Genomic DNA, 25,594 nt, shown 5'->3' with positions numbered 1-25,594 from the left:
GGAGCGGGTTTACCCGCGAATGGGGCCCGCAGGGCCCCCAATTCACAAGGTGTCAGCCGTTGGAGCAGCCGTTCCCCATCACGCGGTATTCGAGAATGTGCTTCTGGCCCTTGGAGTCCTCGTAGGTCATGCGCGCTGGCACGACTTCGCACACATTGGGCACTTCGCTCATGGAAATGACGCGGGCAATGTCCAGGTGCTGCGAGTAACTGTATTGTTCAACCGGAATCTGCTCGGCATCTTTGGCTTCGCCGGCCATCGCCGCGCCGCAAAGACTGCCAAGTACCAATACCAGTAAAGCTTTCATTTTCTATTTACCTGTCTAAGGTCGTGAGGGGGCACGCGGCGCTTATGGCGCCGCGAGTATTGCTGGTTTTAACTATCGGGTTTGGATGGGGATTAACGTTGCCTTCGTGGGGGCTGTTACCAGTTGTTAATCGCCTTGCCGTTGCTGGCGAGGTGAATTTTATGGCTGGGGCCCAGGCTGAAACAGTGGCTCTTTTGATAAAGTGTTTTGACAGAATCTGTAACAATCCTCGGGCAAACGGCCCCATTTTTCCTCGTCAGGGCTGGAAGGCGCATTCCAGAGCGCTTTGTCAGAACGGGCGTACCAAATTACTACCAACGTCGAATGGTTTTTGTCGCTCTGGTACAGTTACAAACGGTTCCATACAAAAACAACTATTACACCGAGGTAACACAGATGAGTGCGGCTCCACTGTATCCCGTTCGTCCCGAGGTTGCGGCCACCACCCTGACCGACGAGGCCACCTACAAGGCCATGTACCAGAAATCGGTGATCAACCCGGACGGCTTCTGGCGCGAGCAGGCCCAGCGCATCGACTGGATCAAGCCGTTCACCAAGGTCAAGCAGACCTCCTTCGATGACCATCACGTCGATATCAAATGGTTCGCCGATGGCACTCTGAACGTGTCCTCCAACTGCCTGGACCGCCACCTCGAACAGCGCGGCGACCAGCTGGCCATCATCTGGGAAGGCGACGACCCTTCCGAGCACCGCAACATCACCTACCGCGAACTGCACGAGCAGGTCTGCAAGTTCGCCAACGCCCTGCGTGGCCAGGATGTGCACCGGGGTGACGTGGTCACCATCTATATGCCGATGATCCCCGAGGCCGTGGTCGCCATGCTGGCCTGTGCCCGTATCGGTGCTATCCATTCGGTGGTGTTCGGCGGCTTCTCGCCCGAGGCACTGGCCGGCCGTATCATCGACTGCAAGTCCAAGGTCGTGATCACCGCCGACGAAGGCGTGCGCGGCGGCCGACGTACCCCGCTAAAGGCCAACGTCGACCTGGCGCTGACCAACCCTGAAACCAACAGCGTGCAGAAAATCATCGTGTGCAAGCGCACCGGTGGCGACATTGCCTGGCACCAGCACCGTGACATCTGGTACGAAGACCTGATGAAAGTGGCCTCCAGCCACTGCGCGCCGAAAGAGATGGGTGCCGAGGAAGCGCTGTTCATCCTTTATACCTCCGGTTCCACCGGCAAGCCGAAGGGCGTGCTGCACACTACCGGTGGCTATCTGGTATATGCCGCGCTGACCCATGAGCGCGTGTTCGACTATCGCCCGGGCGAGGTGTACTGGTGCACCGCCGACGTGGGCTGGGTCACTGGCCACAGCTACATCGTCTACGGCCCGCTGGCCAATGGCGCCACCACCCTGCTGTTCGAGGGCGTGCCGAACTACCCGGACATCACCCGTGTGTCGAAGATCATCGACAAGCACAAGGTCAACATCCTGTACACCGCGCCAACCGCCATCCGCGCGATGATGGCTGAAGGCGAGGCCGCGGTTGCCGGTGCCGATGGCTCCAGCCTGCGTCTGCTTGGCTCGGTGGGTGAGCCGATCAACCCTGAAGCCTGGAACTGGTACTACAAGGCTGTGGGCAAGGAGCGTTGCCCGATCGTCGACACCTGGTGGCAGACCGAGACGGGCGGCATCCTGATCAGCCCGCTGCCGGGCGCTACCGGCCTCAAGCCGGGCTCGGCAACCCGTCCGTTCTTCGGCGTGGTGCCAGCGTTGGTGGACAACCTGGGCAACCTGATCGAAGGTGCCGCCGAGGGCAACCTGGTAATCCTCGATTCCTGGCCGGGGCAGTCGCGCTCGCTGTACGGCGACCACGACCGTTTCGTCGACACCTACTTCAAGACCTTCCGTGGCATGTACTTCACCGGCGACGGTGCGCGCCGCGACGAGGATGGCTACTACTGGATCACCGGCCGCGTGGATGACGTGCTGAACGTGTCCGGTCACCGCATGGGTACTGCCGAGATCGAAAGCGCCATGGTGGCGCATGCGAAAGTGGCCGAGGCGGCGGTGGTGGGTGTGCCGCACGACATCAAGGGGCAGGGTATCTATGTGTATGTCACCCTCAATGCCGGTGTCGAGGCCAGCGAGCAGTTGCGCCTGGAGCTGAAGAACTGGGTGCGCAAGGAAATCGGCCCGATCGCCTCGCCGGATGTGATCCAGTGGGCGCCGGGGCTGCCGAAGACTCGTTCGGGCAAGATCATGCGCCGCATCCTGCGCAAGATTGCCACGGGTGAGTACGGTGCCCTGGGCGATATCTCGACGCTGGCCGACCCGGGTGTGGTGCAGCACCTGATCGATACCCACAAGGCCATGAGCCTGGCTTCGGCCTGATAGCGAAGCAGGGCGCACGCTGAAGGCTTTGTGCGATCCCTGTGGGAGCGGCTTTAGCCGCGAAGAACCCAGCGCGGTAGATGGCACCGGCGTTGCCGGTGTTCGCGGCTGAAGCCGCTCCCACAGGGTAAGGCGTGTGCTGTACCTGTGAGATCAGCCAGTAAGAACCCCGTCCGGGCAACCGGCGGGGTTTTTTGCTTTACTGTTACCCGACATTCATCGGTAACTGTTCTGTCACCGGCCCCGCACCCTATCGGGGCGCCAGGAAACAATTGCGGCCCGTTTCGGTGCGTTCCCGCAGCCATTTTTTGCAACACAGCACGCTGCACTTGCCGTACTACAAGGCTTTGCCAATAATAGGCCCGGGAATTGCTAGGTCTATAGGTTCTATTTCTTGCGCTTTTGCATATTTTGCAATGGCTGTCAACATTGCCCGCTGCGGTTTCAAGCGCTTCTGTAAGTAGTTGTCGCTTTGAAGAAATATCGACTACCGGGCTGTCGTTAAAATGCCACTCACTCGCTCGTGGTCTGCGGCCTTGGTCGAACCCTGCGCGGCTCGCGTTGTACCCATTCGCATATCGGGCAGCCGTTACCTGCCTTGTATTGCCCCGTACCGATGGAGTTACCTGATGAAGAAGCTCGCACTGCTTGGCGCCCTGGCGCTGTCCGTGTTTTCCCTGGTGTCGCAGGCCGATGAAAAGCCGCTGAAAATCGGCATCGAAGCCGCTTACCCACCCTTCGCCTTCAAGCAGTCAGACGGCAGTATCGCCGGTTTTGACTACGACATCGGCAACGCCCTGTGCGAAGAGATGAAAGCCAAGTGCACCTGGGTCGAGCTGGAGTTCGACGGCCTGATCCCGGCGCTGAAAGTGCGCAAGATCGACGCCATCCTGTCGTCCATGTCGATCACCGAAGACCGCAAGAAATCGGTCGACTTCACCAAGCGCTACTACCTGACTCCGGCGCGCCTGGTGATGAAGGAAGGCACCGCTGTCAGCGACAGCCTGGATGAACTCAAAGGCAAGAAGATTGGTGTGCAGCGCGGCTCGATCCATGACCGCTTCGCCAAGGAAGTGCTGGGCGCCAAAGGTGCGACCGTGGTTCCTTACGGCACCCAGAACGAAATCTACCTGGACGTTGCGGCTGGCCGCCTCGATGGCACCGTGGCTGACGCCACCCTGCTGGAAGACGGTTTCCTCAAGACCGACGCCGGCAAGGGCTTCGCCTTCGTAGGCCCGTCCTTCACCGACGCCAAGTACTTCGGTGACGGCATCGGCATTGCCGTGCGCAAGGGTGACAAGGCCAACGTCGACCGCATCAACGCGGCCATCGACGCCATCCGTGCCAACGGCAAGTACAAAGGAATCGAGAAAAAGTACTTCAACTTCGATATCTACGGTCCAGACTCGAACTAAGACGTCGGGTTTCACCTGTGCAATGGTGCAAACAGCAGAGGCTCTGAGGTTTGCACCATTTTTCATTCTCTAGGTCGAGGACCTCATCATGTTGAAAGGCTACGGGGCAGTCATCCTCGACGGGGCGTGGCTGACGCTTCAGCTCGCCCTGTCGTCGATGGCCCTGGCCATCGTGCTCGGCCTGATCGGTGTGGCGCTGCGCTTGTCGCCGGTGCGCTGGCTGGCCTGGCTGGGCGATCTGTATTCCACGGTGATTCGTGGCATTCCGGACCTGGTCCTGATCCTGCTGATCTTCTACGGCGGTCAGGACATCATCAACCGGGTGGCGCCGCTGCTCGGCTATGAAGACTACATCGACCTGAACCCGCTGATCGCGGGTATCGGTACCCTGGGCTTCATTTTTGGCGCCTACCTGTCGGAAACCTTCCGCGGTGCGTTCCTCGGTATTCCGAAAGGCCAGGCCGAAGCGGGCGTGGCGTACGGCATGAGCAACCGCCAGGTGTTCTTCCGCATCCAGGTGCCGCAAATGATTCGCCTGGCGATCCCGGGCTTCACCAACAACTGGCTGGTGCTGACCAAGGCCACCGCGCTGATCTCGGTGGTGGGCCTGCAGGACATGATGTTCAAGGCCAAGCAGGCGGCTGACGCCACCCGCGAGCCTTTCACCTTCTTCCTGGCGGTGGCGGCCCTGTACCTGGTGCTGACCAGCATCTCGCTGCTGGCCCTGAAGTATCTCGAGCGCCGCTACTCGGTGGGCGTCAAGGTGGCTGAACTATGATCTTCGACTACAACGTCGTCTGGGAGGCATTGCCGATGTACTTCGGCGGCCTGCTGACCACCCTCAAGCTGCTGGCGATTTCGCTGTTCTTCGGCCTGCTGGCGGCCATTCCGCTGGGCCTGATGCGGGTGTCCAGGCAGCCAGCGGTCAATTTCGTGGCGTGGCTGTACACCTACGTGATCCGCGGCACGCCAATGCTGGTGCAGCTGTTCCTGATCTACTACGGTCTGGCGCAGTTCGAGGCGGTGCGCGAAAGCTTCCTCTGGCCGCTGCTGTCCAGCGCTACCTTCTGCGCCTGCCTGGCATTCGGCATCAACACCAGCGCCTACACCGCCGAAATCATCGCCGGCAGCCTCAAGGCCACGCCCCATGGCGAAATCGAGGCGGCCAAGGCCATGGGCATGTCGCGCATGAAGATGTACCGGCGCATCCTGCTGCCGTCGGCCCTGCGCCGGGCGCTGCCGCAGTACAGCAACGAAGTGATCATGATGCTGCAGACCACCAGCCTGGCGTCGATCGTCACCCTGATCGACATCACTGGCGCTGCGCGCACGGTCAATGCCCAGTACTACCTGCCTTTCGAGGCCTACATCACGGCGGGCGTGTTCTACCTGTGCCTGACCTTCATCCTGGTGCGCCTGTTCAAGATGGCCGAACGCCGCTGGCTCGGCTACCTGGCGCCGCGCAAGCACTGACCGCTTTGTGAGAATCGACAGCATGTACAAACTCGAAGTCCAAGACCTGCACAAGCGCTACGGCAGCCATGAAGTGCTCAAGGGCGTGTCCCTGTCGGCCAAGGCAGGCGATGTCATCAGCATTATCGGCTCCAGCGGTTCGGGCAAGTCGACCTTCCTGCGCTGCATCAACCTGCTGGAGCAGCCGCACGCCGGCAAGATCCTGCTCAACAATGAAGAGTTGAAGCTGGTGCCGGGCAAGGACGGCGCGCTCAAGGCTGCCGACCCGCGTCAGCTGCAGCGTATGCGCTCGCGCCTGTCGATGGTTTTCCAGCACTTCAACCTGTGGTCGCACATGACTGCGCTGGAAAACATCATCGAAGCGCCGGTCCATGTGCTGGGCGTGAACCGCAAGGAGGCCCTGGAAAAGGCCGAGCACTACCTGGCCAAGGTTGGTGTCGCGCACCGCAAGGACGCCTTCCCTGGGCACATGTCCGGCGGTGAGCAGCAACGGGTGGCCATTGCCCGGGCGCTGGCCATGGAGCCGGAGGTCATGCTGTTCGACGAGCCGACCTCGGCGCTGGACCCGGAGCTGGTGGGCGATGTGCTAAAAGTGATGCAGGCGCTGGCCCAGGAAGGCCGCACCATGGTGGTGGTGACCCACGAAATGGGCTTTGCCCGCGAGGTGTCCAACCAGCTGGTGTTCCTGCACAAGGGCCTGGTGGAAGAAACCGGTTGCCCGCGCGAAGTGCTGGCCAACCCGCAGTCGGAGCGCCTGAAGCAGTTCCTCTCCGGCAGCCTGAAGTAAAAACTGCATTTTTGCACCAGAATAGGGCATGCTGCGCGGCGAGCGCAGCCTGACCCGGCGCACAGACTCGAACGACCTCAGGTTTCGGACCGCACCCTATGACCACCCAGCGAATCGGTTTTCTCATCTGGCCCAGCACCAGGCCCCTGACCCTGGCGCTGGCCGAGGAAGTGTTGCTGGTGGCGCAGCGGGTGCATCCGGAGGTGGCCTATGAACTGGTCTTCTTGCAGGCGGAGCCGGCGCAGGAGGGCAGCTGGCGTCTGCCGGGCGAGGCGTGGAATGGTCGCCTGGATGGGTGTCACAAGCTGTTTCTGGTGGCCGACGAGCCGCCATCGGCGGTGGGGGCGGCGTTGTCGGCGGCGCTCAAGCAGCTGGCGCGCAGTGGCTGCATGATCGGCGGCCTGTCGGCCGGGGTTTATCCCCTGGCGATGCTGGGCATGCTCGACGGTTACCGCGCTGCGGTGCACTGGCGCTGGCAGGATGATTTTGCCGAGCGCTTCCCCAAGGTCATCGCCACCAGCCACCTGTTCGACTGGGACCGCGATCGCCTGACTGCCTGTGGCGGCATGGCCGTGACCGACCTGCTGCTGGCGGTGCTGGCCCGTGACCATGGCGCGGAGCTGGCCGGGGCGGTGTCGGAGGAGCTGGTGGTCGAGCGCATCCGCGAGGGTGGCGAGCGCCAGCGCATTCCGCTGCAGAACCGCCTGGGTTCGAGCCATCCCAAGCTGACCCAGGCGGTGCTGCTGATGGAGGCCAACATCGAAGAGCCGCTGACCACCGACGAAATTGCCCAGCACGTGTGCGTGTCGCGCCGGCAGCTGGAGCGCATCTTCAAGCAGTACCTGAACCGCGTGCCGAGCCAGTATTACCTGGAGCTGCGGCTGAACAAGGCGCGCCAGATGCTGATGCAGACCAGCAAGTCGATCATCCAGATCGGGCTGTCCTGCGGCTTCTCGTCGGGGCCGCATTTTTCCAGTGCCTACCGCAACTTCTTTGGCGCAACGCCGCGGGAAGACCGTAACCAGCGGCGCAGCAGCAGCCCGTTCGAACTGAGCTCGGCGCCTGCCGAAAAAGGCTGATATTTCCTTATCCTGTACCGGCCCTTTCGCGGCTAAAGCCGCTCCCACAGGGATCGCACAAGCTTCAAATCCTGCGCAGGTCGTGTGGGAGCGGGTTCACCCGCGAAGGGGCCAGTGCAGGCAGCACCATTTCTCTCGGGGCTGTGCGGTGTTTGAAACCTGTGCGGTCCATGTGGGAGCGGGCGTGCCCGCGAATGGGCCAGCACAGGCAACCACGCTTCTACATGTGAACACCCGTTCACCCAGCCCCCTCTCTCCCGTACACTGCGCGATTGCGACAGTGTTTGTCGCATTGCCGAAAGCCTTGTCAAAACTGGGTTTTGCGCTGTAACAAGTTGTCGCTTGGCCGCAAGGACAGGCGCGGATCAGTCCTTACAATCCCCCCATCGCTCGCCACTTCCAGGCCAGCGTTCCTCTTCAGGAGACTCAGATGTCCGTTGAGCAAGCCCCGGTGCAACGTGCCGATTTCGACCAGGTCATGGTCCCCAACTATTCTCCGGCGGCCTTCATTCCTGTGCGAGGCGAGGGTTCCCGTGTTTGGGACCAGTCAGGTCGCGAGCTGATCGACTTTGCCGGTGGCATCGCGGTCAACGCCCTGGGCCACTGCCACCCGGCACTGGTCAAGGCCCTGACCGAGCAGGCCAACACCCTCTGGCACGTATCCAACGTGTTCACCAACGAGCCGGCCCTGCGCCTGGCCCACAAGCTGGTGGACGCTACCTTTGCCGACCGTGCGTTCTTCTGCAACTCCGGCGCCGAGTCCAACGAGGCCGCCTTCAAGCTGGCCCGTCGCGTTGCCCATGACCGCTTCGGCCCGGAAAAGCACGAAATCATCGCCACCCTGAACAGCTTCCACGGCCGTACCCTGTTCACCGTCAGCGTCGGTGGCCAGCCGAAGTACTCCGACGGCTTCGGCCCGAAGATCACCGGCATCAGCCATGTGCCGTACAACGACCTGGAAGCGCTGAAGGCACAGATTTCCGACAAGACCTGCGCCGTGGTGATCGAGCCGATCCAGGGCGAGAGCGGCGTGGTGCCGGCCGACAAGGCCTACCTGGAAGGCGCGCGCAAACTGTGTGACGAACACAACGCCCTGCTGATCTTCGACGAAGTGCAGACCGGCGTGGGCCGTACCGGTTCGCTGTATGCCTACCAGCACTACGGCGTGACCCCGGACATCCTGACCAGCGCCAAGAGCCTGGGCGGCGGCTTCCCGATCGGCGCCATGCTGACCACCACCGAGCTGGCCAAGCACCTGGCTGTCGGCACCCACGGTACCACCTACGGCGGCAACCCGCTGGGCTGCGCCGTTGCCTGCGCGGTGCTGGACGTGGTCAACACTCCGGAAACCCTGGGCGGCATCAAGACCAAGCATGAGCGCTTCAAGGCCCGTCTGGAGCAGATCGGCCAGAAGTACAACCTGTTCAGCCAGGTGCGTGGCGTTGGCCTGCTGCTGGGCTGCGTGCTGACCGAGGCCTGGAAAGGCAAGGCCAAGGACGTGCTCAACGCTGCCGAGAAAGAAGGCGTGATGGTGCTGCAGGCCGGCCCGGACGTGGTCCGCTTCGCGCCAAGCCTGGTGGTTGAAGACGCCGACATCGATGAAGGCCTGGACCGCTTCGAGCGCGCCGTGGCTACCCTGACCCAGGGCTGATCCGCCTGCTGTCCCCTCACCGGCCACGGCGCAGGCTCAGCCCGTGCCTGGGCCGGTGATACCCGATTCCAGTGCAGGTGCCAATGCACCTGCCGTTTTTCCGTGCCGCCGTGAGCGGCCCGTATTCCAAAGGAGTGACACCATGCTGGTGATGCGCCCCGCGCAAATGGCTGATCTGAACGAAGTGCAGCGCATGGCTGCAGACAGCCCCATTGGTGTCACCTCGTTGCCGGACGACGCTGCTCGCCTGGGCGACAAGATCGCCGCTTCCGAGACTTCCTTCGCCGCCGAGGTCAGCTTCAACGGTGAAGAAAGCTACTTCTTCGTGCTCGAAGACAGCGAAACCGGCAAGCTGGCCGGCTGCTCGGCCATCGTCGCTTCGGCCGGCTATTCCGAGCCGTTCTACAGCTTTCGTAACGAGACCTTCGTGCATGCCTCGCGCGAGCTGAAGATCCACAACAAGATCCACGTGCTGTCGCTGTGTCACGACCTGACCGGCAACAGCCTGCTGACCAGCTTCTATGTGCTGCCGGAACTGGTGAACAGTGCCTGGGCCGAGCTCAATTCGCGTGGCCGCCTGCTGTTCATGGCCGCGCACCCGGAGCGTTTCGCCGACTCGGTGGTGACCGAGATCGTCGGCTACAGCGACGAACAGGGTGAATCGCCGTTCTGGGATGCCATCGGCCGCAACTTCTTCGACCTCAACTACGCCGACGCCGAGCGCCTGTGCGGCCTGAAGAGCCGCACCTTCCTCGCCGAGCTGATGCCGCACTACCCGATCTACGTACCGCTGCTGCCGGACCTGGCGCAAGAGGCCATGGGCCAGGTGCACCCGCGTGCGCAGATTACCTTCGACATCCTCATGCGCGAAGGCTTCGAGACCGAGCACTACATCGACATCTTCGACGGTGGCCCGACCCTGCATGCGCGTACCTCGGGTATCCGCTCGATCGCCCAGAGCCGGGTGGTGCCGGTGAAGATCGAGGACGCGCCGGTCAAGGGCGGGCGCCCATACCTGGTGTGCAACGGCCAGTTGCAGGACTACCGCGCAGTGCTGCTGGACCTGGACTGGGTGCCTGGCAAGCCGGTCAGCCTGAACCTGGCTGCCGCCGAGGCGCTGGGGGTGGGCGAGGGTGCCAGCGTGCGCCTGGTCGCGGTCTGAGGTCTGGCAACAGACGTTTGCGGATTGATGCGTTAGCAGAGTTTCGCGCCGGCTGCCGCCGTCGCACAAGGAGATAGCATGATCGTTCGTCCTGTACGCAGCAGCGATTTGCCTGCGTTGATCGAATTGGCACGCAGCACCGGGACCACCGGGCTGACCACGCTGCCGGCCAACGAAGAGCGCCTGGGGCATCGCGTTGGCTGGGCGGAAAAAAGCTTCCGTGGCGAAGCCGAGCGCGCCGACACCGACTACCTGTTCGTGCTGGAAAACGACGAAGGCCTGGTGGTTGGCATCAGTGCCATCGCCGGTGCCGTCGGCCTGCGCGAGCCCTGGTACAACTACCGGGTCGGCCTGACCGTCAGCGCCTCGCAGGAGCTGAAGATCTACCGCGAAATCCCCACCCTGTTCCTGGCCAACGACCTGACTGGCAACTCCGAGTTGTGCTCGCTGTTCCTGCGCAGCGACTACCGCTCGGGCCTCAATGGCCGCCTGTTGTCGCGGGCGCGCATGCTGTTCATGGCCGAGTTCCCCGAGCTGTTCGGCAAGAAGATCATTGCCGAAATGCGCGGCATGTCCGACGAGCAGGGCCGCTCGCCGTTCTGGGAAAGCCTGGGCCGGCACTTCTTCAAGATGGAGTTCAGCCAGGCCGACTACCTCACCGGCGTGGGCAACAAGTCGTTCATTGCCGAGCTGATGCCGAAGTTCCCGCTGTATACCTGCTTCCTGTCCGAGGCAGCGCGCAACGTGATCGGCCGTGTGCACAAAGACACCGAACCGGCGCTGGCGATGCTCAAGCAGGAAGGCTTCAACTACCAAGGCTACGTCGACATTTTCGATGCCGGCCCTGCCATCGAGTGCGACACCGACAAGATCCGCGCCGTACGCGAAAGCCAGACCCTGGTGCTGGCCGTGGGCACACCGGGCGATGACGCCACTCCTTACATCATTCACAACCGCAAGCGCGACGACTGCCGCATCACGGCTGCACCTGCGCGGTTGGCCGCCGGTACCCTGGTGGTCGACCCCTTGACGGCCAAGCGCCTGCGCATGGGTGCCGGCGACAACGTGCGCGCGGTGCCGCTGTCGGCAAGCCGGGAGGCCAAATAAATGACCACGCATTACATCGCAGGCAACTGGCAGGCCGGCCAGGGCGAAACCCTGCAGTCGCTCAACCCGGTGACGCAAGCTGTCGTATGGGAGGGGCAGGGCGCCGACGCCAGCCAGGTGGAGGCTGCCGTGCAGGCTGCGCGCCATGCCTTCCCGGCCTGGGCGCAGCTGAGCCTGGACGCGCGCATCGATGTGCTGGAGAAGTTCGCCTCGCAACTGAAGGCGCATGCCGAAGCGATGGCCCAGTGCATTGGCGAGGAAACCGGCAAGCCCCTGTGGGAGTCGGCGACCGAAGTCACCAGCATGATCAACAAGGTGGCGATCTCGGTGCAGAGCTATCGCGAGCGCACCGGCGAAAAGAGCGGCCCGCTGGCCGATGCCACGGCCGTGCTGCGGCACAAGCCCCACGGTGTGGTGGCGGTGTTCGGCCCGTACAACTTCCCCGGCCACCTGCCCAACGGCCATATCGTGCCGGCGCTGCTGGCGGGCAACTGCGTGGTGTTCAAGCCCAGTGAGCTGACGCCCAAGGTCGCCGAACTGACCGTCAATTGCTGGATTGCCGCCGGGCTGCCGGCGGGTGTGCTCAACCTGGTGCAGGGCGCGCGTGAAACCGGTGTGGCGCTGGCCGCCAACCCGGGCATCGATGGCCTGTTCTTCACCGGCTCCAGCCGCACCGGCAACCTGCTGCACCAGCAGTTCGCCGGCCGCCCGGACAAGATCCTGGCCCTGGAAATGGGTGGCAACAACCCGCTGGTGGTGGATGAGGTCAAGGACCTCGATGCGGCGGTGTACACCATTATCCAGTCGGCGTTCATTTCCGCCGGCCAGCGCTGCACCTGCGCCCGTCGTCTGCTGGTACCGCAAGGCGCCTGGGGCGATGCGCTGATCGCGCGGCTGGTCGAGGTGAGCAGATCCATCACGGTTGGCACGTTCGACCAGCAGCCGGCGCCGTTCATGGGCTCGGTGATTTCGCTGCAGGCGGCGCGGGCGCTGATTGCGGCCCAGGCCGAACTGGTCGCCAAGGGGGGCGTGAAACTGCTGGAAATGACCCAGCCGCAGGCCGACGCAGCACTGCTGACTCCAGGCATCGTCGATGTCACCGCTGTGGCCGAGCGCCCGGACGAAGAGTTCTTCGGCCCGCTGTTGCAGGTAATCCGCTACGCCGACTTCGATGCTGCCATCGATGAGGCCAACAACACCCAGTACGGCCTGGCCGCCGGCTTGCTGTCCGATTCCCGTGCCCGTTACCAGTACTTCTGGCTGCGCAGTCGCGCAGGCATCGTCAACTGGAACAAGCAACTGACCGGTGCCGCCAGCAGTGCGCCGTTCGGCGGCGTGGGTGCCAGTGGCAACCATCGCGCCAGCGCCTATTACGCGGCGGACTACTGCGCGTACCCCGTGGCTTCGCTGGAGACCGCCAGCCTTGCCTTGCCGGCAACCCTGACGCCGGGCGTCACCCTATAACAACAGGTCACGGAGCCTAGCCGATGAAATCCTACGAAGTGAATTTTGATGGCCTGGTGGGGCCTACCCACAACTATGGCGGCCTGTCCTACGGCAACGTGGCTTCGCAGAGCAACAGCCAACAGGCTTCCAACCCGCGCGAAGCTGCGCGCCAGGGCCTGGCGAAGATGAAAGCGCTGGCCGACATGGGCTTCAAGCAGGGCGTGCTGGCGCCGCAGGAGCGCCCGGACGTGGCCGCACTGCGCCGCCTGGGCTTCAGCGGCAGCGATGCCGAAGTGATCCAGCGCGCCGCCAGGGAGGCCATGCCATTGCTGGTGGCCAGCTGCTCGGCCTCGAGCATGTGGGTGGCCAACGCCGCCACGGTCAGCCCCAGTGCCGACACCGCCGACGGCCGCGTGCACTTCACTGCTGCCAACCTCAACTGCAAGTACCATCGCAGCATCGAGCACCCGACCACCAGACGCGTGCTGGGTGCCATGTTCAGCAACGACAAACACTTTGCCCACCACGCAGCGCTGCCTGCCGTGGCGCAGTTCGGTGACGAGGGCGCAGCCAACCACACGCGCTTCTGCCGTGCGTACGGCGAGGCCGGCGTGGAGTTCTTCGTCTACGGCCGCAGTGCCTTCGACAGCCGCTTCCCGGCACCGCAGAAGTACCCGGCCCGGCAAACCCTGGAAGCCTCCCAGGCCGTGGCTCGGCTGCATGGCCTGAGCGATGACGGCGTGGTCTACGCTCAACAGAACCCGGCCGTGATCGACCAGGGCGTATTCCACAACGATGTGATTTCGGTGGGCAACGGCGAGGTGCTGTTCTACCACGAGGACGCGTTCCTCGAGACCGACGCGGTACTTGGCCAGCTGCGGGCTAAACTGGCCAGCAAGGGTGGCAACTTCCAGGCCATCTGCGTGCCGCGGGCAGCGGTGACGGTGGAGGACGCGGTGCGTTCCTACCTGTTCAACAGCCAGCTGCTCAGCCGCGACGACGGCTCCATGCTGCTGGTGGTGCCGGAAGAGTGCCGCAACAACGAGCGGGTCTGGGCCTACCTCGGCCAGCTGACCGCCCAGGGCGGCGCGGTGAAGGAGGTCAAGGTGTTCGACCTCAAGCAGAGCATGCAGAACGGCGGTGGACCGGCTTGCCTGCGTTTGCGCGTGGCGTTGAAGGAAACGGAACTGGCAGCGGTCAACCAAGGCGTTATCATGACCGCCTCGCTGTACGACACTCTGGTGCAGTGGGTCGACAAGCACTACCGCGATCGCCTTGGCGAAGCGGACCTGGCCGACCCGCAGCTACTGGTGGAATGCCGTACGGCACTGGACGAATTGACCCAGATCCTGAAGTTGGGCTCGGTGTATCCGTTCCAACGCCAACCTTGAAGAGAGACTTTGCAATGACCGACGCCCTGCGCCTGATCCTCGAAGATGAAGACGGCACCCAGCTGGAAACTTCCTGCACCCGCTTTGCCGTGGTCTGGCAGGGCAAGGAAGTGTGGATTCAGCAGGATGGCCGTGGCCAGCTGCTGATCGGCGTGGATGTCGAGGAAGACGACACCGAGTACGCCAACCTGCTGTTGCGTCCGATGGCCACCAACCTGGTCAGCCTGCAGCTGGAAATGGAGCCGGCTGAAGTCGCTGAAGACGACGATCACGTCCATGGCCCTGACTGCGGCCACCACCACTAAGGAAGTCCCTATGCTCGCCCTTGGCAAATTGCTTGAGCTGACCCTCACCGATCACGAACCGGCCGAGAAGACCCAAGTGACACCCAAGGGCGCGCGTTTGCGCTGGCTGGGGGAGGGCGCGCTCGAAGTGCGCCCGGCCGAAAACGAGGATTGCGGGCTGGACTTGCTGTTGTCCGCCGGCATCCATGGCAACGAAACGGCACCGATCGAATTGCTCGAGCGGCTGCTGCATGGCGTGGCCAACGGCAAGATCCTGCCCAAGGCGCGGGTGCTGTTCCTGTTCGGCAACCCGGCTGCGATCCGTAAGGGCGAGCGCTTCATCGAGCAGGACATCAACCGCCTGTTCAACGGGCGCCACGAGCTGTCCAGTGGCCTCGAGGCATTGCGTGCCGCCGAGCTGGAACAGTTCGCCCGGGTGTTCTTCAGCAAGCCGGGGCGCAGCCGCCTGCATTACGACCTGCATACTGCCATCCGAGGCTCGAAGATCGAGCAGTTCGCCTTGTACCCCTATAAAGAGGGGCGCAAGCACTCCCGTCGCGAGCTGGCACGCCTGGCGGCGGCGGGCATGGAGGCGGTGTTGTTGCAAAGCAAGTCTTCCATTACCTTCAGCGCCTTCACCTACGAGCAGCTCGAGGCCGAAGCCTTCACCCTGGAGCTGGGCAAGGCTCGACCGTTTGGCCAGAACGAGCTGGTCAACCTCGACAAGCTGGAAGCGCGGCTGATCCACATCATCGAAGACACCGAGCCGCAGGGCGAAAGCTCGCTGGATGGCCTGCAACTGTTCAGTGTCTCCCGCGAGATCATCAAGCACAGCGACAGCTTCCACCTGCACTTGCCGGCGGACATCGAGAATTTCTCCGAGCTGAGCAAGGGTTACCTGCTGGCCGAAGACCTGGCCGAAACACGCTGGGTGGTCGAGGAGGAAGGGGCACGCATCATCTTCCCCAACCCCAAGGTCAAGAATGGCCTCAGGGCGGGGATTCTGATCGTGCCCGACTCCGGTCAGCGACTAGGCTGAGCTTGCCGCAATGGCCGGGGCTTACGCCTGTGTGCGCAGCTCCAGTTGTAGCGCCTGCCGTAGCCCGTTTTCAGTGAAGTCGGGTGGATTGGTGTTCAGGGCGGTGCTGGTGTCGAATGTGAACTTGCAATCGGTAGGCAAGCCGATGCTCTGTAGCAGCAGGTTGTCCACCGGGTAAACGCCGTTTTTTCCTTGAACCTCTGTCTGGCCTGGAAAGACGGTTCCTGACACCGAGTTCCAGCCTTGGCACAGGCAGCGGTACAGGTCGAGTAGTGGCAGTTGCGCAGCGGTCGACCAGCCTGGGTTGTAGGCCAGGGTGCCACCGCTGTAACCCCAGCTGCTCTGGCTTTCATCGATGATGAAGTGGCCTTCGTCTTCATCCTCTTCATGATCGCTGGGTGTATAGGCGGTGAACTGGTGCCTGGAAGCTTCGATCACGCTGATCGGGTTCCCGGACTGCCCGGCTTTTTCATCCAGGCCCGCCAGCAGCGCCTGGCCGCAGGGGAGTTTGCGCAGTAGCTCCAGTGCGTCCTGAACCGCTTGCCGGAAATGGTCGCTACCTGTCACTCGGATGCCGACGTTGCCCAGGGACTGGTGTTCGGCCGCGACAGGTCTGGCCAGTTGCGCATCGTTTTCGGTATTGCGGTAGAGCTCTACCCTGGAAGATTCACGGCCAAGCAAGCGGTGCCCCGTGACGTTGACAACCGCGTCGCCTTTGTCGATGAGCACCGGGCCGCTACCCGCCACAATCTGGTGCGTGCCGGTGTGGGCATCGATGTGGACGATACCTGCGCCTGTCTCGATTTTGTTGCCGCTCCCTATCATGTCGATCAGCACCCTCTTCTTCACCTCCGGGGCGATGACAAGGTGGTGATTGCCATCCGTGAGGCGAATGGCAATGGCTTGAGCGGTATGCGCGGCGACCATGAATACTGCATCGTTGATGGTCACTTCCAGCAGGCATTCGCCAGGGGCGATACGTACCCGCTTTTTTTGCTCTTCCGGGCGCACCACGCGCGGGGCCACGTTGAAGACCAGCAGCTCGCTGTTCTGTGTGTTGCGGTGATAGCGCCGCCCCAATGGATAGGTGCGCTCCAGGGTGATTCGCACATTGGTGTCAGCCTGGATGTACTTGACCTCGGTCTGCTGCTGAGGGTTCTTTTCATTGTCGAAAGCGGTCTGGGCGTAACCAGGTCGGCGAGCGTCGATGTAGTAGATCGGGTTCGGATTGGCCAGGATGGCCTTGTGGGGCAGCGGGTGTGGGTCCGAGTGGAGTTTGGACAGATCTGGCTCAGGCATCGTGTGCTCCGGAATCAGGGATGGGGGAGCATCCTCCCATCGCGCCCGGGGGCTCAGGTGTTGTTTATGTATAGCCTGCCTAACCCGTCAGGCTCGCTTTGCGGTGTTGGTCATGTTCATGAACGCCTTTTCATCCGCCGATTGCTGTTCTGGTGTACAAACACGCTGTATCTCCTGTTCAGGCTAGCTATAATGGCGCCCTTTGCCGTCGTTTCGTCGATTCGACGTATTAGCCCAAACGGCCGCCGTTTCCGTGGAAGAACCTATGAAAAGCGCAGAAATCCGTGAAGCCTTCCTTCGCTTCTTCGAAGAGCAGGGACATACCCGAGTCGCCTCCAGTTCGCTGATCCCGAACAACGACCCGACCCTGCTGTTCACCAACGCCGGCATGAACCAGTTCAAGGACTGCTTCCTCGGTGCGGAGAAGCGTGCCTACACCCGTGCCGTCAGCAGCCAGAAGTGCGTGCGCGCCGGTGGCAAGCACAACGACCTGGAAAACGTCGGTTACACCGCGCGTCACCACACCTTCTTCGAAATGCTGGGCAACTTCAGCTTCGGCGACTATTTCAAGCGCGACGCCATTACCTTCGCCTGGACCTTCCTGACTTCGGAAAAATGGCTGAACCTGCCCAAGGAAAAGCTCTGGGTCACCGTCTACGCCACTGACGACGAAGCCTACGATATCTGGACCAAGGAAGTCGGCGTGCCGGCCGAGCGCATGGTGCGCATCGGCGACAACAAGGGCGCCCCATACGCCTCCGACAACTTCTGGACCATGGGCGACACCGGCCCGTGCGGCCCATGCACCGAGATCTTCTACGACCACGGCCCGGACATCTGGGGCGGCCCACCCGGCTCGCCGGAAGAAGACGGCGATCGCTACATCGAGATCTGGAACAACGTCTTCATGCAGTTCAACCGCACCGCCGACGGCGTGCTGCACCCGCTGCCAGCGCCGTCGGTGGACACCGGCATGGGCCTGGAGCGCGTCAGCGCCGTGCTGCAGCACGTGCACTCGAATTACGAGATCGACCTGTTCCAGAACCTGCTGGCGGCAGCGGCCAAGGCCATCGGTTGCAGCAATGACGGCCAGGCCTCGCTGAAAGTGGTCGCCGACCACATCCGTTCGTGCGGCTTCCTGATTGCCGACGGCGTGCTGCCGTCCAACGAAGGCCGTGGCTACGTGCTGCGCCGCATCATTCGCCGTGCCTGCCGCCACGGTAACAAGCTGGGCGCCAAAGGCAGCTTCTTCTACCAGATCGTTGCCGCGCTGGTTGCTGAAATGGGCGAGGCCTTCCCGGAACTGAACAGCCAGCAGGCGCACATCGAGCGCGTGCTCAAGGCTGAAGAAGAACAGTTCGCCAAGACCCTGGAGCAGGGCCTGCGCATCCTCGAGCAGGACCTGGCCCAGCTCAAGGGCGAGGTAGTGCCGGGCGATGTGGTGTTCAAGCTGTACGACACCTACGGTTTCCCGATGGACCTGACCGCCGACATCGCCCGCGAGCGCGAGCTGACCATCGACGAGGCCGGCTTCGAACGCGAGATGGACGCCCAGCGTGAGCGTGCCCGTTCTGCCAGCGCCTTCGGCATGGACTACAACAGCCTGGTCAAGGTCGACAGCGCCACCGAGTTCCTCGGCTACGATGCCACTGAAGGCCAGGGCAAGATCATCGCCCTGTACAAGGACGGCCAGGCCGTCGACCAGCTGGGCGAAGGCGAGCAAGGCGTGGTCGTGCTCGACCGCACGCCGTTCTACGCCGAGTCCGGTGGCCAGGTGGGTGACACCGGCTTCCTGCAGGCCGGTGCTGCGCGCTTCGACGTGCGCGACACCACCAAGACCGGCGGTGCCTTCCTGCACCACGGCGTGGTTGCCAGCGGTGCGCTGGTGATCGGTTCGCCAGTCGTGGCCAAGGTCGATGCCGACGTGCAGCACGCCACCTCGCTGAACCACTCCGCCACCCACCTGCTGCACGAAGCGCTGCGCCAGGTACTGGGCGAGCACGTACAGCAGAAAGGCTCGCTGGTCGACAGCCAGCGCCTGCGTTTCGACTTCAGCCACTTCGAGGCGGTGAAACCAGAGCAGATCAAGGCCCTGGAAGACATCGTCAACCGCGAAGTGCGCAAGAACACTGCGGTGGAAACCGAACTGACCGACATCGAAACCGCCAAGGCCAAGGGTGCCATGGCGCTGTTCGGCGAGAAGTACGGCGACACCGTGCGTGTGCTGAGCATGGGCGGCGATTTCTCGGTGGAGCTGTGCGGCGGTATCCACGCCAAGCGCACCGGTGACATCAGCCTGTTCAAGATCATCAGCGAAGGCGGCGTGGCTTCTGGCGTGCGCCGTATCGAAGCGGTCACCGGCGCTGCTGCGCTGGCCTACCTGAACGCTGCCGAAGAGCAGGTCAAGGAAGCCGCACAGCTGGTGAAGGGTAACCGCGACAACCTGATCGACAAGCTGTCGGCTGTGCTCGAGCGCAACCGCCAGCTGGAGAAGCAGCTGGAACAGCTGCAGGCCAAGGCCGCCAGCGCCGCCGGGGACGATCTCTCCAACGCGGCCGTTGAGGTCAAAGGCGCCAAGGTGCTCGCCGCCCGCCTGGATGGGCAGGACGGCAAGGCCCTGCTGGCGCTGGTCGATCAGCTGAAGAACAAGCTCGGCCATGCAGTGATCCTGCTGGGCAGCGAGCATGAGGGCAAGGTCGTGCTGGTGGCCGGTGTGACCAAGGACCTCTCCAGCCAACTCAAGGCTGGCGATCTGATGAAACAAGCCGCTGCGGCGGTGGGTGGCAAGGGCGGTGGCCGTCCGGACATGGCCCAGGGTGGTGGCGTCGACGTCGCTGCACTGGACCAGGCCCTGGCGCTGGCCGTGCCATTCGCAGAGCAGGGACTTTGAGATGAGGGGGCCGGCGGTCTAGTGGCCACACAGGCCACTCCTGCCGGCCTCTTCATGTTGGATTGTTTTTTGGGGCCCTGTATGGGCTGAGGCACCATTGAAATGGCGTTGATCGTACAGAAATTTGGCGGCACCTCTGTCGGTTCCATCGAGCGGATCGAGCAGGTAGCCGATAAGGTCAAGAAACACCGTGAGGCGGGCGACGACCTGGTGGTTGTGTTGTCGGCCATGAGCGGTGAAACCAATCGCCTGATCGACCTGGCCAAGCAGATCACCGATCAGCCGGTTCCGCGTGAACTGGACGTGATCGTGTCGACCGGTGAGCAGGTCACCATTGCCTTGCTGACCATGGCCTTGATCAAGCGTGGTGTGCCAGCGGTGTCCTACACCGGCAACCAGGTGCGCATTCTCACCGACAGCGCGCACAACAAGGCGCGCATCCTGCAGATCGACGACCAGAAGATTCGTGCCGACCTCAAGGAAGGCCGCGTGGTCGTGGTGGCGGGCTTCCAGGGCGTCGACGAGCACGGCAGCATCACCACCCTGGGCCGTGGCGGCTCCGACACCACGGGCGTGGCCCTGGCGGCTGCGCTGAAGGCTGACGAGTGCCAGATCTACACCGACGTCGATGGCGTCTACACCACCGACCCGCGCGTTGTGCCACAGGCCCAGCGCCTGGAGAAGATCACCTTCGAAGAGATGCTGGAAATGGCCAGCCTCGGTTCCAAGGTGCTGCAGATCCGTTCGGTGGAGTTCGCCGGCAAGTACAACGTTCCGCTGCGCGTGCTGCACAGCTTCAAGGAGGGTCCGGGTACCCTCATTACCATTGATGAAGAGGAATCCATGGAACAGCCGATCATTTCCGGTATCGCCTTCAACCGTGATGAAGCCAAGCTGACCATTCGCGGCGTGCCGGACACCCCGGGCGTGGCCTTCAAGATCCTCGGCCCGATCAGCGCCTCGAACATCGAGGTCGACATGATCGTGCAGAACGTTGCCCACGATAACACCACCGACTTCACCTTCACCGTACACCGCAACGAGTACGAGAAGGCGCAGAGCGTGCTGGAAAACACTGCCCGCGAAATCGGTGCCCGTGAAGTGATCGGCGACACCAAGATCGCCAAGGTTTCGATCGTCGGCGTCGGCATGCGTTCGCACGCCGGTGTTGCCAGCCGCATGTTCGAAGCCCTGGCCAAGGAGAGCATCAACATCCAGATGATCTCCACCTCCGAGATCAAGGTTTCGGTCGTGATCGAAGAGAAGTACCTGGAGCTGGCCGTACGCGCGCTGCACACCGCGTTCGAGCTCGACGCTCCGGCACGACAGAGCGAGTAATACGCTGCCTGGAAGGGCGCGGCTTGCCGCGCCCTTCGCGTTTCTGCTCGCCACGCAGGCCTGTCCTGCCCTGTGTGGCGATCAACCGGGCCCTGGTCGTCGTCCACGACCAGGCCGCGACACCCAAGACTGTTACCCCTGAATGTTTTGCGTAAGGAGAAAGCTATGTTGATTCTGACTCGTCGGTGCGCCGAGAGCCTGATCATTGGAGACGGCGAGATCACCGTGACGGTGCTCGGCGTCAAAGGCAACCAGGTGCGTATTGGCGTCAGTGCCCCGAAAGAAGTGGCTGTGCACCGCGAAGAAATCTACCTGCGGATCAAGAAAGAGAAGGACGAGGAGCCAAGCCTTTAATTTTTTTGAAGTTTTTTTCAAAAAAAGGGTTGCAAACGAGGAAGAGCCTGTTTAATATTCGCCTCGTGTTGCGGTGAGGTGGCCGAGTGGCCGAAGGCGCTCCCCTGCTAAGGGAGTATACCTCATAAGGGTATCGGGGGTTCGAATCCCCCCTTCACCGCCATTATTCGCTTAGGGCGCTGTAAACAGTAAGAACGCTAAGTAGTTGATTTTAAACGAAAAAGTTCTTGCAAAAATGTTTCAGCGACCTATAATGCGCGGCAAGACACGGACTCATAGCTCAGCTGGATAGAGTACTCGGCTACGAACCGAGCGGTCGGAGGTTCGAATCCTCCTGAGTCCGCCACTTTTGAAGTGGCTTTGCTTGCAAGGCTGCTTCAAGCAACCAGTGGTAACCTGGTCTAAAACTACCATCGCGGACTCATAGCTCAGCTGGATAGAGTACTCGGCTACGAACCGAGCGGTCGCAGGTTCGAATCCTGCTGAGTCCGCCACTTTTTGAAGTGGCTCTGCTTGCAAAGGCGCTTCAACCAACCAGTGGTAACCTGGTCTAAAACTACCACCACGGACTCATAGCTCAGCTGGATAGAGTACTCGGCTACGAACCGAGCGGTCGGAGGTTCGAATCCTCCTGAGTCCGCCACACCCAATCAAGAAGCCCGCTCAATTGAGCGGGCTTTTTGTTTTTCTGCGCCAATGAATTGTTGGTGATGTCGATCTAAGCTCTTCTGTAGATTGAGCATGTGCCTTTGGGGGCTGCAAAGCAGCCCCAAGATCGATCAGGCACCGCATACACATCCAGGCACACAACAAATGTAACTTGACCGCCAGACCCGCCGTCGCACTGATAGCTTCGAGCGTTGTCCCAGCTTTATCACGCAAACGATTGTTCTGGCCAAAATTTTAAGCGATCTGACAGCTCTAGCAGTGTATGATTGCGCCCGTCAGCCCCGCCGGGGCTTGTGGAAAACCACCATGGACTTACCCAGTAGTTACTCGCTAACAAGATTCATACAGAAAGATCTGACCGATTGATTCTCCCGGCGTGCTCCGCTGCTGGGAGTGGAGTTCGCCTATGACTGAAGTAGAAGTAAAAAAAGCGCAGGAAAGCCTGCAGGACCGCCTGGCCCAGGTGGTCGAACTGCTGCAACGCCAGCGCGTGGTCGAAGACCTGACCCACCGTCAGGAGGGCGCCCACAACGACCTGGTGGAAAACCTGGTCCACCGCCAGAACCTCGTCGAGCTGCAGCGCAAACTCGATGACCTGCACCCCGCCGACATCGCCTACATCCTCGAAGCCTTGCCCCTGGAAGACCGCCTGACGGTCTGGCAGCTGGTGCGCTCGGATCGCGACGGCGACATCCTGCTGGAAGTTTCCGACGCCGTGCGGCAATCGCTGATCGCCGACATGGACGATCACGAGCTGCTCGCCGCCGCCAAGGAAATGGACGCCGACGAGCTGGCCGACCTGGCGCCTGAGCTGCCGCGTGACGTTGTTCACGAGCTGATGGAAACCCTCGATGCCCAGCAACGCGAGCGCGTGCGTTCGGCGCTGAGCTACGACGAGGAGCAGGTCGGTGCGCTGATGGACTTCGAGATGGTCACCATCCGCGAAGACGTCAGCCTGGAAGTGGTGTTGCGCTACCTGCGCCGCCTGAAAGAGCTGCCGAACCACACCGACAAACTGTTCGTGGTCGACTATGACGGCATCCTCAAGGGCGTATTGCCGATCAAGCGCCTGCTGGTCAACGACCCGGAGAAGAAGGTGGCGGAGGTCATGGCGACCGACCCGGTCTCCTTCCACCCCGAGGAAGATGCCTATGATGCGGCGCAGGCCTTCGAGCGTTATGACCTGGTGTCAGCGCCGGTTGTGGACAAGAACGAACGCCTGATCGGCCGCTTGACCATCGACGAAATGGTCGACCTGATTCGTGAAGAAAGCGAAAGCGAAGTGCTGAACATGGCCGGTTTGCGCGAGGAGGAAGATATCTTCGCCTCGGTCTGGCGTTCGCTGCGCAACCGCTGGGCCTGGCTGGCCATCAACCTGATTACCGCTTTCGTTGCGTCGCGAGTGATCGGCCTGTTCGAAGGTTCGATCGAGAAGCTGGTGGCCCTGGCCGCGTTGATGCCGATCGTGGCGGGTATTGGTGGCAACTCCGGCAACCAGACCATCACCATGATCGTGCGTGCCATGGCGCTGGACCAGGTGTCGCCGGGCAACACCAGCCGCCTGATGCGCAAGGAGCTGGCGGTATCGCTGCTCAACGGCCTGATCTGGGGTGGGGTGATCGGTGCGGTGGCATTCTGGCTGTATGGCAGCTGGTCGTTGGGCCTGGTGATGACCGCGGCGATGACCTTGAACCTGCTGTTGGCAGCCTTGATGGGGGTGTTGATCCCGATGACGCTGACTCGTCTGGGGCGCGACCCGGCGATGGGGTCGAGTGTGATGATTACTGCCGTTACCGACAGCGGTGGCTTCTTCATCTTCCTCGGCCTGGCCACACTGTTCCTGCTGTAACCGATTAACTTCCAGACGCTGATGAGGTCTCTGTGGGAGCGGCCTTGTGTCGCGAAAGGGCTGCGAAGCAGCCCCGGAAATTTGAGCGGCGCTGCTGAAATCGTGGGGCCGCTCTGCGGCCCTTTCGCGACACAAGGCCGCTCCCACGGAGATAGTGATCCCACAGCCGTGGTGAGCCCACAAAAAAGCCAGCTTACGCTGGCTTTTTCATGTTCGCTGCAAACCTCAGGAGGCGTCGGCGGCCATTTCCACATCGTGAGCGATGAGGGCAACCAGCGCGTTCTGCTGGCGGTGGGACAGTTGGCGGAAGCGTTGCAGCAACTCGCGTTCATGCAGGGACAGTTCGGGGCTGTCCAGACGCATGCTCAGCTCGTCACCCAACGCACCTTCCTGGATGAGGCTCTGTTCCAGGCGCGCGATGATCTCGGAGTTCATGCTGCGGTGATGGTTGCGCGCTACCTCGGCAATGCGCTCACGCATTCCGTCTGGCAGGCGGACGACGAACTTGTCAGCGGTGCGGCTCGAATAAATAGCCTGTTTCATTGGGCGCATATAAATTGACCGGATTTTGGTTCAGGGGAAGCGGTTCTCAAATTGGCCGCACGGGGTGGTAGTACGACCGTGACGACGACAAAATGTTCAACCGTCGGTGAAAAATGGATGCTCATCTTGCCTCATGGTCGCCGTTTCCTTGGCGTCAATTCTGTGACAAATAGTGAGCCGGATAAAGGCTTTATGCCAGTACCAATTATCAGAAATGAGTACTGGTTTGAAAAGTTTTACATGCGCCGGCTTGCCAAACTGTCAGACTTTTGCCGTCAAAAACTGGTAAAACGCAGCAAAAGGCCTGGAAAACCCCTAGAATGCGCCGGTTTCCCTTTCATAGAGCATAGTGGCTATGCAACATGACGCAAGCGACCGCCAAACAGGGACAGGCCGGTTGATATTTCTTATAGGACCGTCGGGGTCAGGGAAAGATTCCCTGATCGACGCTTCACGTGAGCGACTGGCCGCCGCCGGGGTGGAAGTCGCCCGTCGCGTTATTACCCGTTCGGCCGAAGCCAAGGGCGAAGCCGCCCATGGGGTCACGCCCGAGCAGTTCGAAACACTGCGCGCGCAGGGGGCGTTCGCCATGCATTGGCGTGCCAATGGCCTGGATTACGGTATTCCGCAACAGGTGGACCAGTGGTTGGCGGCGGGCAGGGCGGTACTGGTGAATGGTTCGCGGGCGTACCTGGCCGAGGCGCGCCAGCGTTACCCGAACCTGTTGGCAGTGCTGGTCGAGGTCAGGGCCGAGGTGCTGCGCGAGCGCTTGCTGGCCCGCGGCCGGGAAAGCACAGAGGAAGTCGAGCAGCGCCTGGCACGTAATGACCGTTTGCAGGCGCTGGCCGATCCGTCGGTGCATGTGCTGGACAACTCCACCACCCTGGAAGCAGCGGTCGCGGCATTGTTCACGCTGCTGCGTGATGAAGGTGTGTTGCCGCAGGTGTAGCATTGGCAGAAAAGGATTACGCGAAAAAGCCCGGTTGAGGCATGACAAATGCCAGCATGCTGGTTAACATGCTGGCCGTCCCGCTGTGCAGCGCTCGCTGTCGGCACTTGCGTCTCAGTAGCTCAATTGGATAGAGCATCCCCCTCCTAAGGGGAAGGTTGCAGGTTCAATTCCTGCCTGGGACGCCATTTCTCATCGCGTTTT

General features: G+C 62.0%; 22 protein-coding genes and 5 tRNA genes. 24 read left to right on the top strand and 3 right to left on the bottom strand.

Features of this window, described 5'->3' with window-relative positions:
* Positions 1-52: 52 nt before the first annotated feature.
* Positions 53-307, bottom strand: coding sequence for a DUF2790 domain-containing protein (locus MKK04_RS19465; RefSeq protein WP_003260110.1), 255 nt, complete (start codon positions 305-307; stop codon positions 53-55).
* Between the two features lie 396 nt (positions 308-703).
* On the opposite strand from MKK04_RS19465, the gene acs reads away from it, so the two are divergent.
* From acs to astE, 13 genes are all read left to right on the top strand, one after another.
* Positions 704-2,665, top strand: a complete 1,962-nt coding sequence (gene acs / locus MKK04_RS19460; protein ID WP_207829557.1) for an acetate--CoA ligase — start codon at positions 704-706, stop codon at positions 2,663-2,665.
* A 629-nt stretch (positions 2,666-3,294) separates the two neighbouring features.
* The gene (locus tag MKK04_RS19455) at positions 3,295-4,080 is read left to right on the top strand and encodes an ABC transporter substrate-binding protein (RefSeq protein WP_233693731.1); all 786 of its coding nucleotides are present in this window, start codon (positions 3,295-3,297) and stop codon (positions 4,078-4,080) included.
* A gap of 88 nt (positions 4,081-4,168) precedes the next feature.
* A complete protein-coding gene (locus tag MKK04_RS19450) occupies positions 4,169-4,858 on the top strand; it encodes an ABC transporter permease (RefSeq protein WP_003260113.1) in 690 nt (229 codons plus the stop codon).
* Entirely contained in the window at positions 4,855-5,553 is a 699-nt protein-coding gene (locus tag MKK04_RS19445; RefSeq protein WP_063912889.1) for an ABC transporter permease, read from the top strand. The genes MKK04_RS19450 and MKK04_RS19445 overlap by 4 nt, the downstream gene beginning before the upstream one ends.
* A gap of 22 nt (positions 5,554-5,575) precedes the next feature.
* Positions 5,576-6,340, top strand: coding sequence for an ABC transporter ATP-binding protein (locus tag MKK04_RS19440; protein ID WP_025340127.1), 765 nt, complete (start codon positions 5,576-5,578; stop codon positions 6,338-6,340).
* Between the two features lie 98 nt (positions 6,341-6,438).
* Positions 6,439-7,419 (top strand): transcriptional regulator ArgR, encoded by a 981-nt coding sequence (argR, locus tag MKK04_RS19435; RefSeq protein WP_207829567.1) that lies wholly within the window; start codon positions 6,439-6,441, stop codon positions 7,417-7,419.
* Positions 7,420-7,849: 430 nt separating this feature from the next.
* Complete coding sequence (locus MKK04_RS19430; RefSeq protein WP_241105896.1) at positions 7,850-9,070, top strand: aspartate aminotransferase family protein; 1,221 nt, start codon at positions 7,850-7,852, stop codon at positions 9,068-9,070.
* Positions 9,071-9,212: 142 nt separating this feature from the next.
* Positions 9,213-10,232 carry an arginine/ornithine succinyltransferase subunit alpha gene (gene aruF, locus MKK04_RS19425; RefSeq protein ID WP_063912886.1) on the top strand — a complete coding sequence of 340 codons (1,020 nt, stop codon included), beginning with the start codon at positions 9,213-9,215 and terminating at the stop codon, positions 10,230-10,232.
* Between the two features lie 78 nt (positions 10,233-10,310).
* Positions 10,311-11,339, top strand: a complete 1,029-nt coding sequence (gene astA, locus MKK04_RS19420) for an arginine N-succinyltransferase (protein WP_063912885.1) — start codon at positions 10,311-10,313, stop codon at positions 11,337-11,339.
* The gene (gene astD / locus MKK04_RS19415; protein WP_233693730.1) at positions 11,340-12,803 is read left to right on the top strand and encodes a succinylglutamate-semialdehyde dehydrogenase; all 1,464 of its coding nucleotides are present in this window, start codon (positions 11,340-11,342) and stop codon (positions 12,801-12,803) included.
* Positions 12,804-12,826: 23 nt separating this feature from the next.
* Positions 12,827-14,176: an N-succinylarginine dihydrolase gene (gene astB, locus MKK04_RS19410; protein ID WP_241105895.1), complete on the top strand. Its 1,350-nt coding sequence runs from the start codon at positions 12,827-12,829 to the stop codon at positions 14,174-14,176.
* 14 nt (positions 14,177-14,190) lie between these two features.
* Complete coding sequence (locus MKK04_RS19405; RefSeq protein WP_063912882.1) at positions 14,191-14,481, top strand: hypothetical protein; 291 nt, start codon at positions 14,191-14,193, stop codon at positions 14,479-14,481.
* A 10-nt stretch (positions 14,482-14,491) separates the two neighbouring features.
* Positions 14,492-15,499: a succinylglutamate desuccinylase gene (gene astE / locus MKK04_RS19400; protein ID WP_207830131.1), complete on the top strand. Its 1,008-nt coding sequence runs from the start codon at positions 14,492-14,494 to the stop codon at positions 15,497-15,499.
* Between the two features lie 21 nt (positions 15,500-15,520).
* On the opposite strand, the gene MKK04_RS19395 is transcribed toward astE, so the two are convergent.
* Positions 15,521-16,798, bottom strand: coding sequence for a M91 family zinc metallopeptidase (locus MKK04_RS19395; protein ID WP_241105894.1), 1,278 nt, complete (start codon positions 16,796-16,798; stop codon positions 15,521-15,523).
* Positions 16,799-17,063: 265 nt separating this feature from the next.
* Between MKK04_RS19395 and alaS the strand changes: the two genes are divergently transcribed.
* The 8 genes from alaS to mgtE all read left to right on the top strand — a co-directional run bounded on the left by alaS (position 17,064) and on the right by mgtE (position 23,898).
* Positions 17,064-19,688, top strand: a complete 2,625-nt coding sequence (gene alaS / locus MKK04_RS19390) for an alanine--tRNA ligase (RefSeq protein ID WP_207829579.1) — start codon at positions 17,064-17,066, stop codon at positions 19,686-19,688.
* 102 nt (positions 19,689-19,790) lie between these two features.
* Positions 19,791-21,026, top strand: coding sequence for an aspartate kinase (locus MKK04_RS19385; RefSeq protein ID WP_013973645.1), 1,236 nt, complete (start codon positions 19,791-19,793; stop codon positions 21,024-21,026).
* 165 nt (positions 21,027-21,191) lie between these two features.
* Positions 21,192-21,380, top strand: a complete 189-nt coding sequence (gene csrA / locus MKK04_RS19380) for a carbon storage regulator CsrA (protein ID WP_003254503.1) — start codon at positions 21,192-21,194, stop codon at positions 21,378-21,380.
* A gap of 72 nt (positions 21,381-21,452) precedes the next feature.
* A tRNA-Ser gene (locus tag MKK04_RS19375) sits at positions 21,453-21,543 on the top strand.
* 106 nt (positions 21,544-21,649) lie between these two features.
* A tRNA-Arg gene (locus MKK04_RS19370) sits at positions 21,650-21,726 on the top strand.
* Between the two features lie 71 nt (positions 21,727-21,797).
* Positions 21,798-21,874: transfer RNA gene (locus tag MKK04_RS19365), tRNA-Arg, on the top strand.
* Positions 21,875-21,946: 72 nt separating this feature from the next.
* A tRNA-Arg gene (locus MKK04_RS19360) sits at positions 21,947-22,023 on the top strand.
* Between the two features lie 432 nt (positions 22,024-22,455).
* Positions 22,456-23,898 carry a magnesium transporter gene (gene mgtE / locus MKK04_RS19355; protein WP_025340118.1) on the top strand — a complete coding sequence of 481 codons (1,443 nt, stop codon included), beginning with the start codon at positions 22,456-22,458 and terminating at the stop codon, positions 23,896-23,898.
* 225 nt (positions 23,899-24,123) lie between these two features.
* On the opposite strand, the gene MKK04_RS19350 is transcribed toward mgtE, so the two are convergent.
* A complete protein-coding gene (locus MKK04_RS19350; RefSeq protein ID WP_003254499.1) occupies positions 24,124-24,450 on the bottom strand; it encodes an Arc family DNA-binding protein in 327 nt (108 codons plus the stop codon).
* Positions 24,451-24,519: 69 nt separating this feature from the next.
* On the opposite strand from MKK04_RS19350, the gene MKK04_RS19345 reads away from it, so the two are divergent.
* From MKK04_RS19345 to MKK04_RS19335, 3 genes are all read left to right on the top strand, one after another.
* Complete coding sequence (locus MKK04_RS19345; protein ID WP_207830141.1) at positions 24,520-24,807, top strand: hypothetical protein; 288 nt, start codon at positions 24,520-24,522, stop codon at positions 24,805-24,807.
* Entirely contained in the window at positions 24,797-25,390 is a 594-nt protein-coding gene (phnN, locus tag MKK04_RS19340; RefSeq protein ID WP_241105893.1) for a phosphonate metabolism protein/1,5-bisphosphokinase (PRPP-forming) PhnN, read from the top strand. Before MKK04_RS19345 ends, phnN begins: the two co-directional genes overlap by 11 nt.
* 111 nt (positions 25,391-25,501) lie before the next feature.
* Positions 25,502-25,578: transfer RNA gene (locus tag MKK04_RS19335), tRNA-Arg, on the top strand.
* Positions 25,579-25,594 lie beyond the last annotated feature (16 nt).

This window comes from Pseudomonas sp. LS.1a, from assembly GCF_022533585.1.
Lineage (GTDB): Bacteria > Pseudomonadota > Gammaproteobacteria > Pseudomonadales > Pseudomonadaceae > Aquipseudomonas.
Note: the sequence above shows the minus strand (reverse complement) of the source record. Positions and strands in the feature narration are given on the sequence as shown.

What these genes read in the sequence shown, in the direction of transcription:
- MKK04_RS19455 (WP_233693731.1), top strand. Translation starts at nt 3,295, where the DNA reads ATGAAGAAGCTCGCACTGCTTGGCGCCCTGGCGCTGTCCGTGTTTTCC.
- MKK04_RS19350 (WP_003254499.1), bottom strand. Translation starts at nt 24,450, where the DNA reads ATGCGCCCAATGAAACAGGCTATTTATTCGAGCCGCACCGCTGACAAG.
- MKK04_RS19465 (WP_003260110.1), bottom strand. Translation starts at nt 307, where the DNA reads ATGAAAGCTTTACTGGTATTGGTACTTGGCAGTCTTTGCGGCGCGGCG.
- astE (WP_207830131.1), top strand. Translation starts at nt 14,492, where the DNA reads ATGCTCGCCCTTGGCAAATTGCTTGAGCTGACCCTCACCGATCACGAA.
- phnN (WP_241105893.1), top strand. Translation starts at nt 24,797, where the DNA reads ATGCAACATGACGCAAGCGACCGCCAAACAGGGACAGGCCGGTTGATA.
- MKK04_RS19430 (WP_241105896.1), top strand. Translation starts at nt 7,850, where the DNA reads ATGTCCGTTGAGCAAGCCCCGGTGCAACGTGCCGATTTCGACCAGGTC.
- aruF (WP_063912886.1), top strand. Translation starts at nt 9,213, where the DNA reads ATGCTGGTGATGCGCCCCGCGCAAATGGCTGATCTGAACGAAGTGCAG.
- MKK04_RS19445 (WP_063912889.1), top strand. Translation starts at nt 4,855, where the DNA reads ATGATCTTCGACTACAACGTCGTCTGGGAGGCATTGCCGATGTACTTC.
- MKK04_RS19385 (WP_013973645.1), top strand. Translation starts at nt 19,791, where the DNA reads ATGGCGTTGATCGTACAGAAATTTGGCGGCACCTCTGTCGGTTCCATC.
- astB (WP_241105895.1), top strand. Translation starts at nt 12,827, where the DNA reads ATGAAATCCTACGAAGTGAATTTTGATGGCCTGGTGGGGCCTACCCAC.
- MKK04_RS19450 (WP_003260113.1), top strand. Translation starts at nt 4,169, where the DNA reads ATGTTGAAAGGCTACGGGGCAGTCATCCTCGACGGGGCGTGGCTGACG.
- MKK04_RS19395 (WP_241105894.1), bottom strand. Translation starts at nt 16,798, where the DNA reads ATGCCTGAGCCAGATCTGTCCAAACTCCACTCGGACCCACACCCGCTG.
- acs (WP_207829557.1), top strand. Translation starts at nt 704, where the DNA reads ATGAGTGCGGCTCCACTGTATCCCGTTCGTCCCGAGGTTGCGGCCACC.
- mgtE (WP_025340118.1), top strand. Translation starts at nt 22,456, where the DNA reads ATGACTGAAGTAGAAGTAAAAAAAGCGCAGGAAAGCCTGCAGGACCGC.
- argR (WP_207829567.1), top strand. Translation starts at nt 6,439, where the DNA reads ATGACCACCCAGCGAATCGGTTTTCTCATCTGGCCCAGCACCAGGCCC.
- alaS (WP_207829579.1), top strand. Translation starts at nt 17,064, where the DNA reads ATGAAAAGCGCAGAAATCCGTGAAGCCTTCCTTCGCTTCTTCGAAGAG.
- astD (WP_233693730.1), top strand. Translation starts at nt 11,340, where the DNA reads ATGACCACGCATTACATCGCAGGCAACTGGCAGGCCGGCCAGGGCGAA.
- MKK04_RS19440 (WP_025340127.1), top strand. Translation starts at nt 5,576, where the DNA reads ATGTACAAACTCGAAGTCCAAGACCTGCACAAGCGCTACGGCAGCCAT.
- MKK04_RS19405 (WP_063912882.1), top strand. Translation starts at nt 14,191, where the DNA reads ATGACCGACGCCCTGCGCCTGATCCTCGAAGATGAAGACGGCACCCAG.
- astA (WP_063912885.1), top strand. Translation starts at nt 10,311, where the DNA reads ATGATCGTTCGTCCTGTACGCAGCAGCGATTTGCCTGCGTTGATCGAA.
- csrA (WP_003254503.1), top strand. Translation starts at nt 21,192, where the DNA reads ATGTTGATTCTGACTCGTCGGTGCGCCGAGAGCCTGATCATTGGAGAC.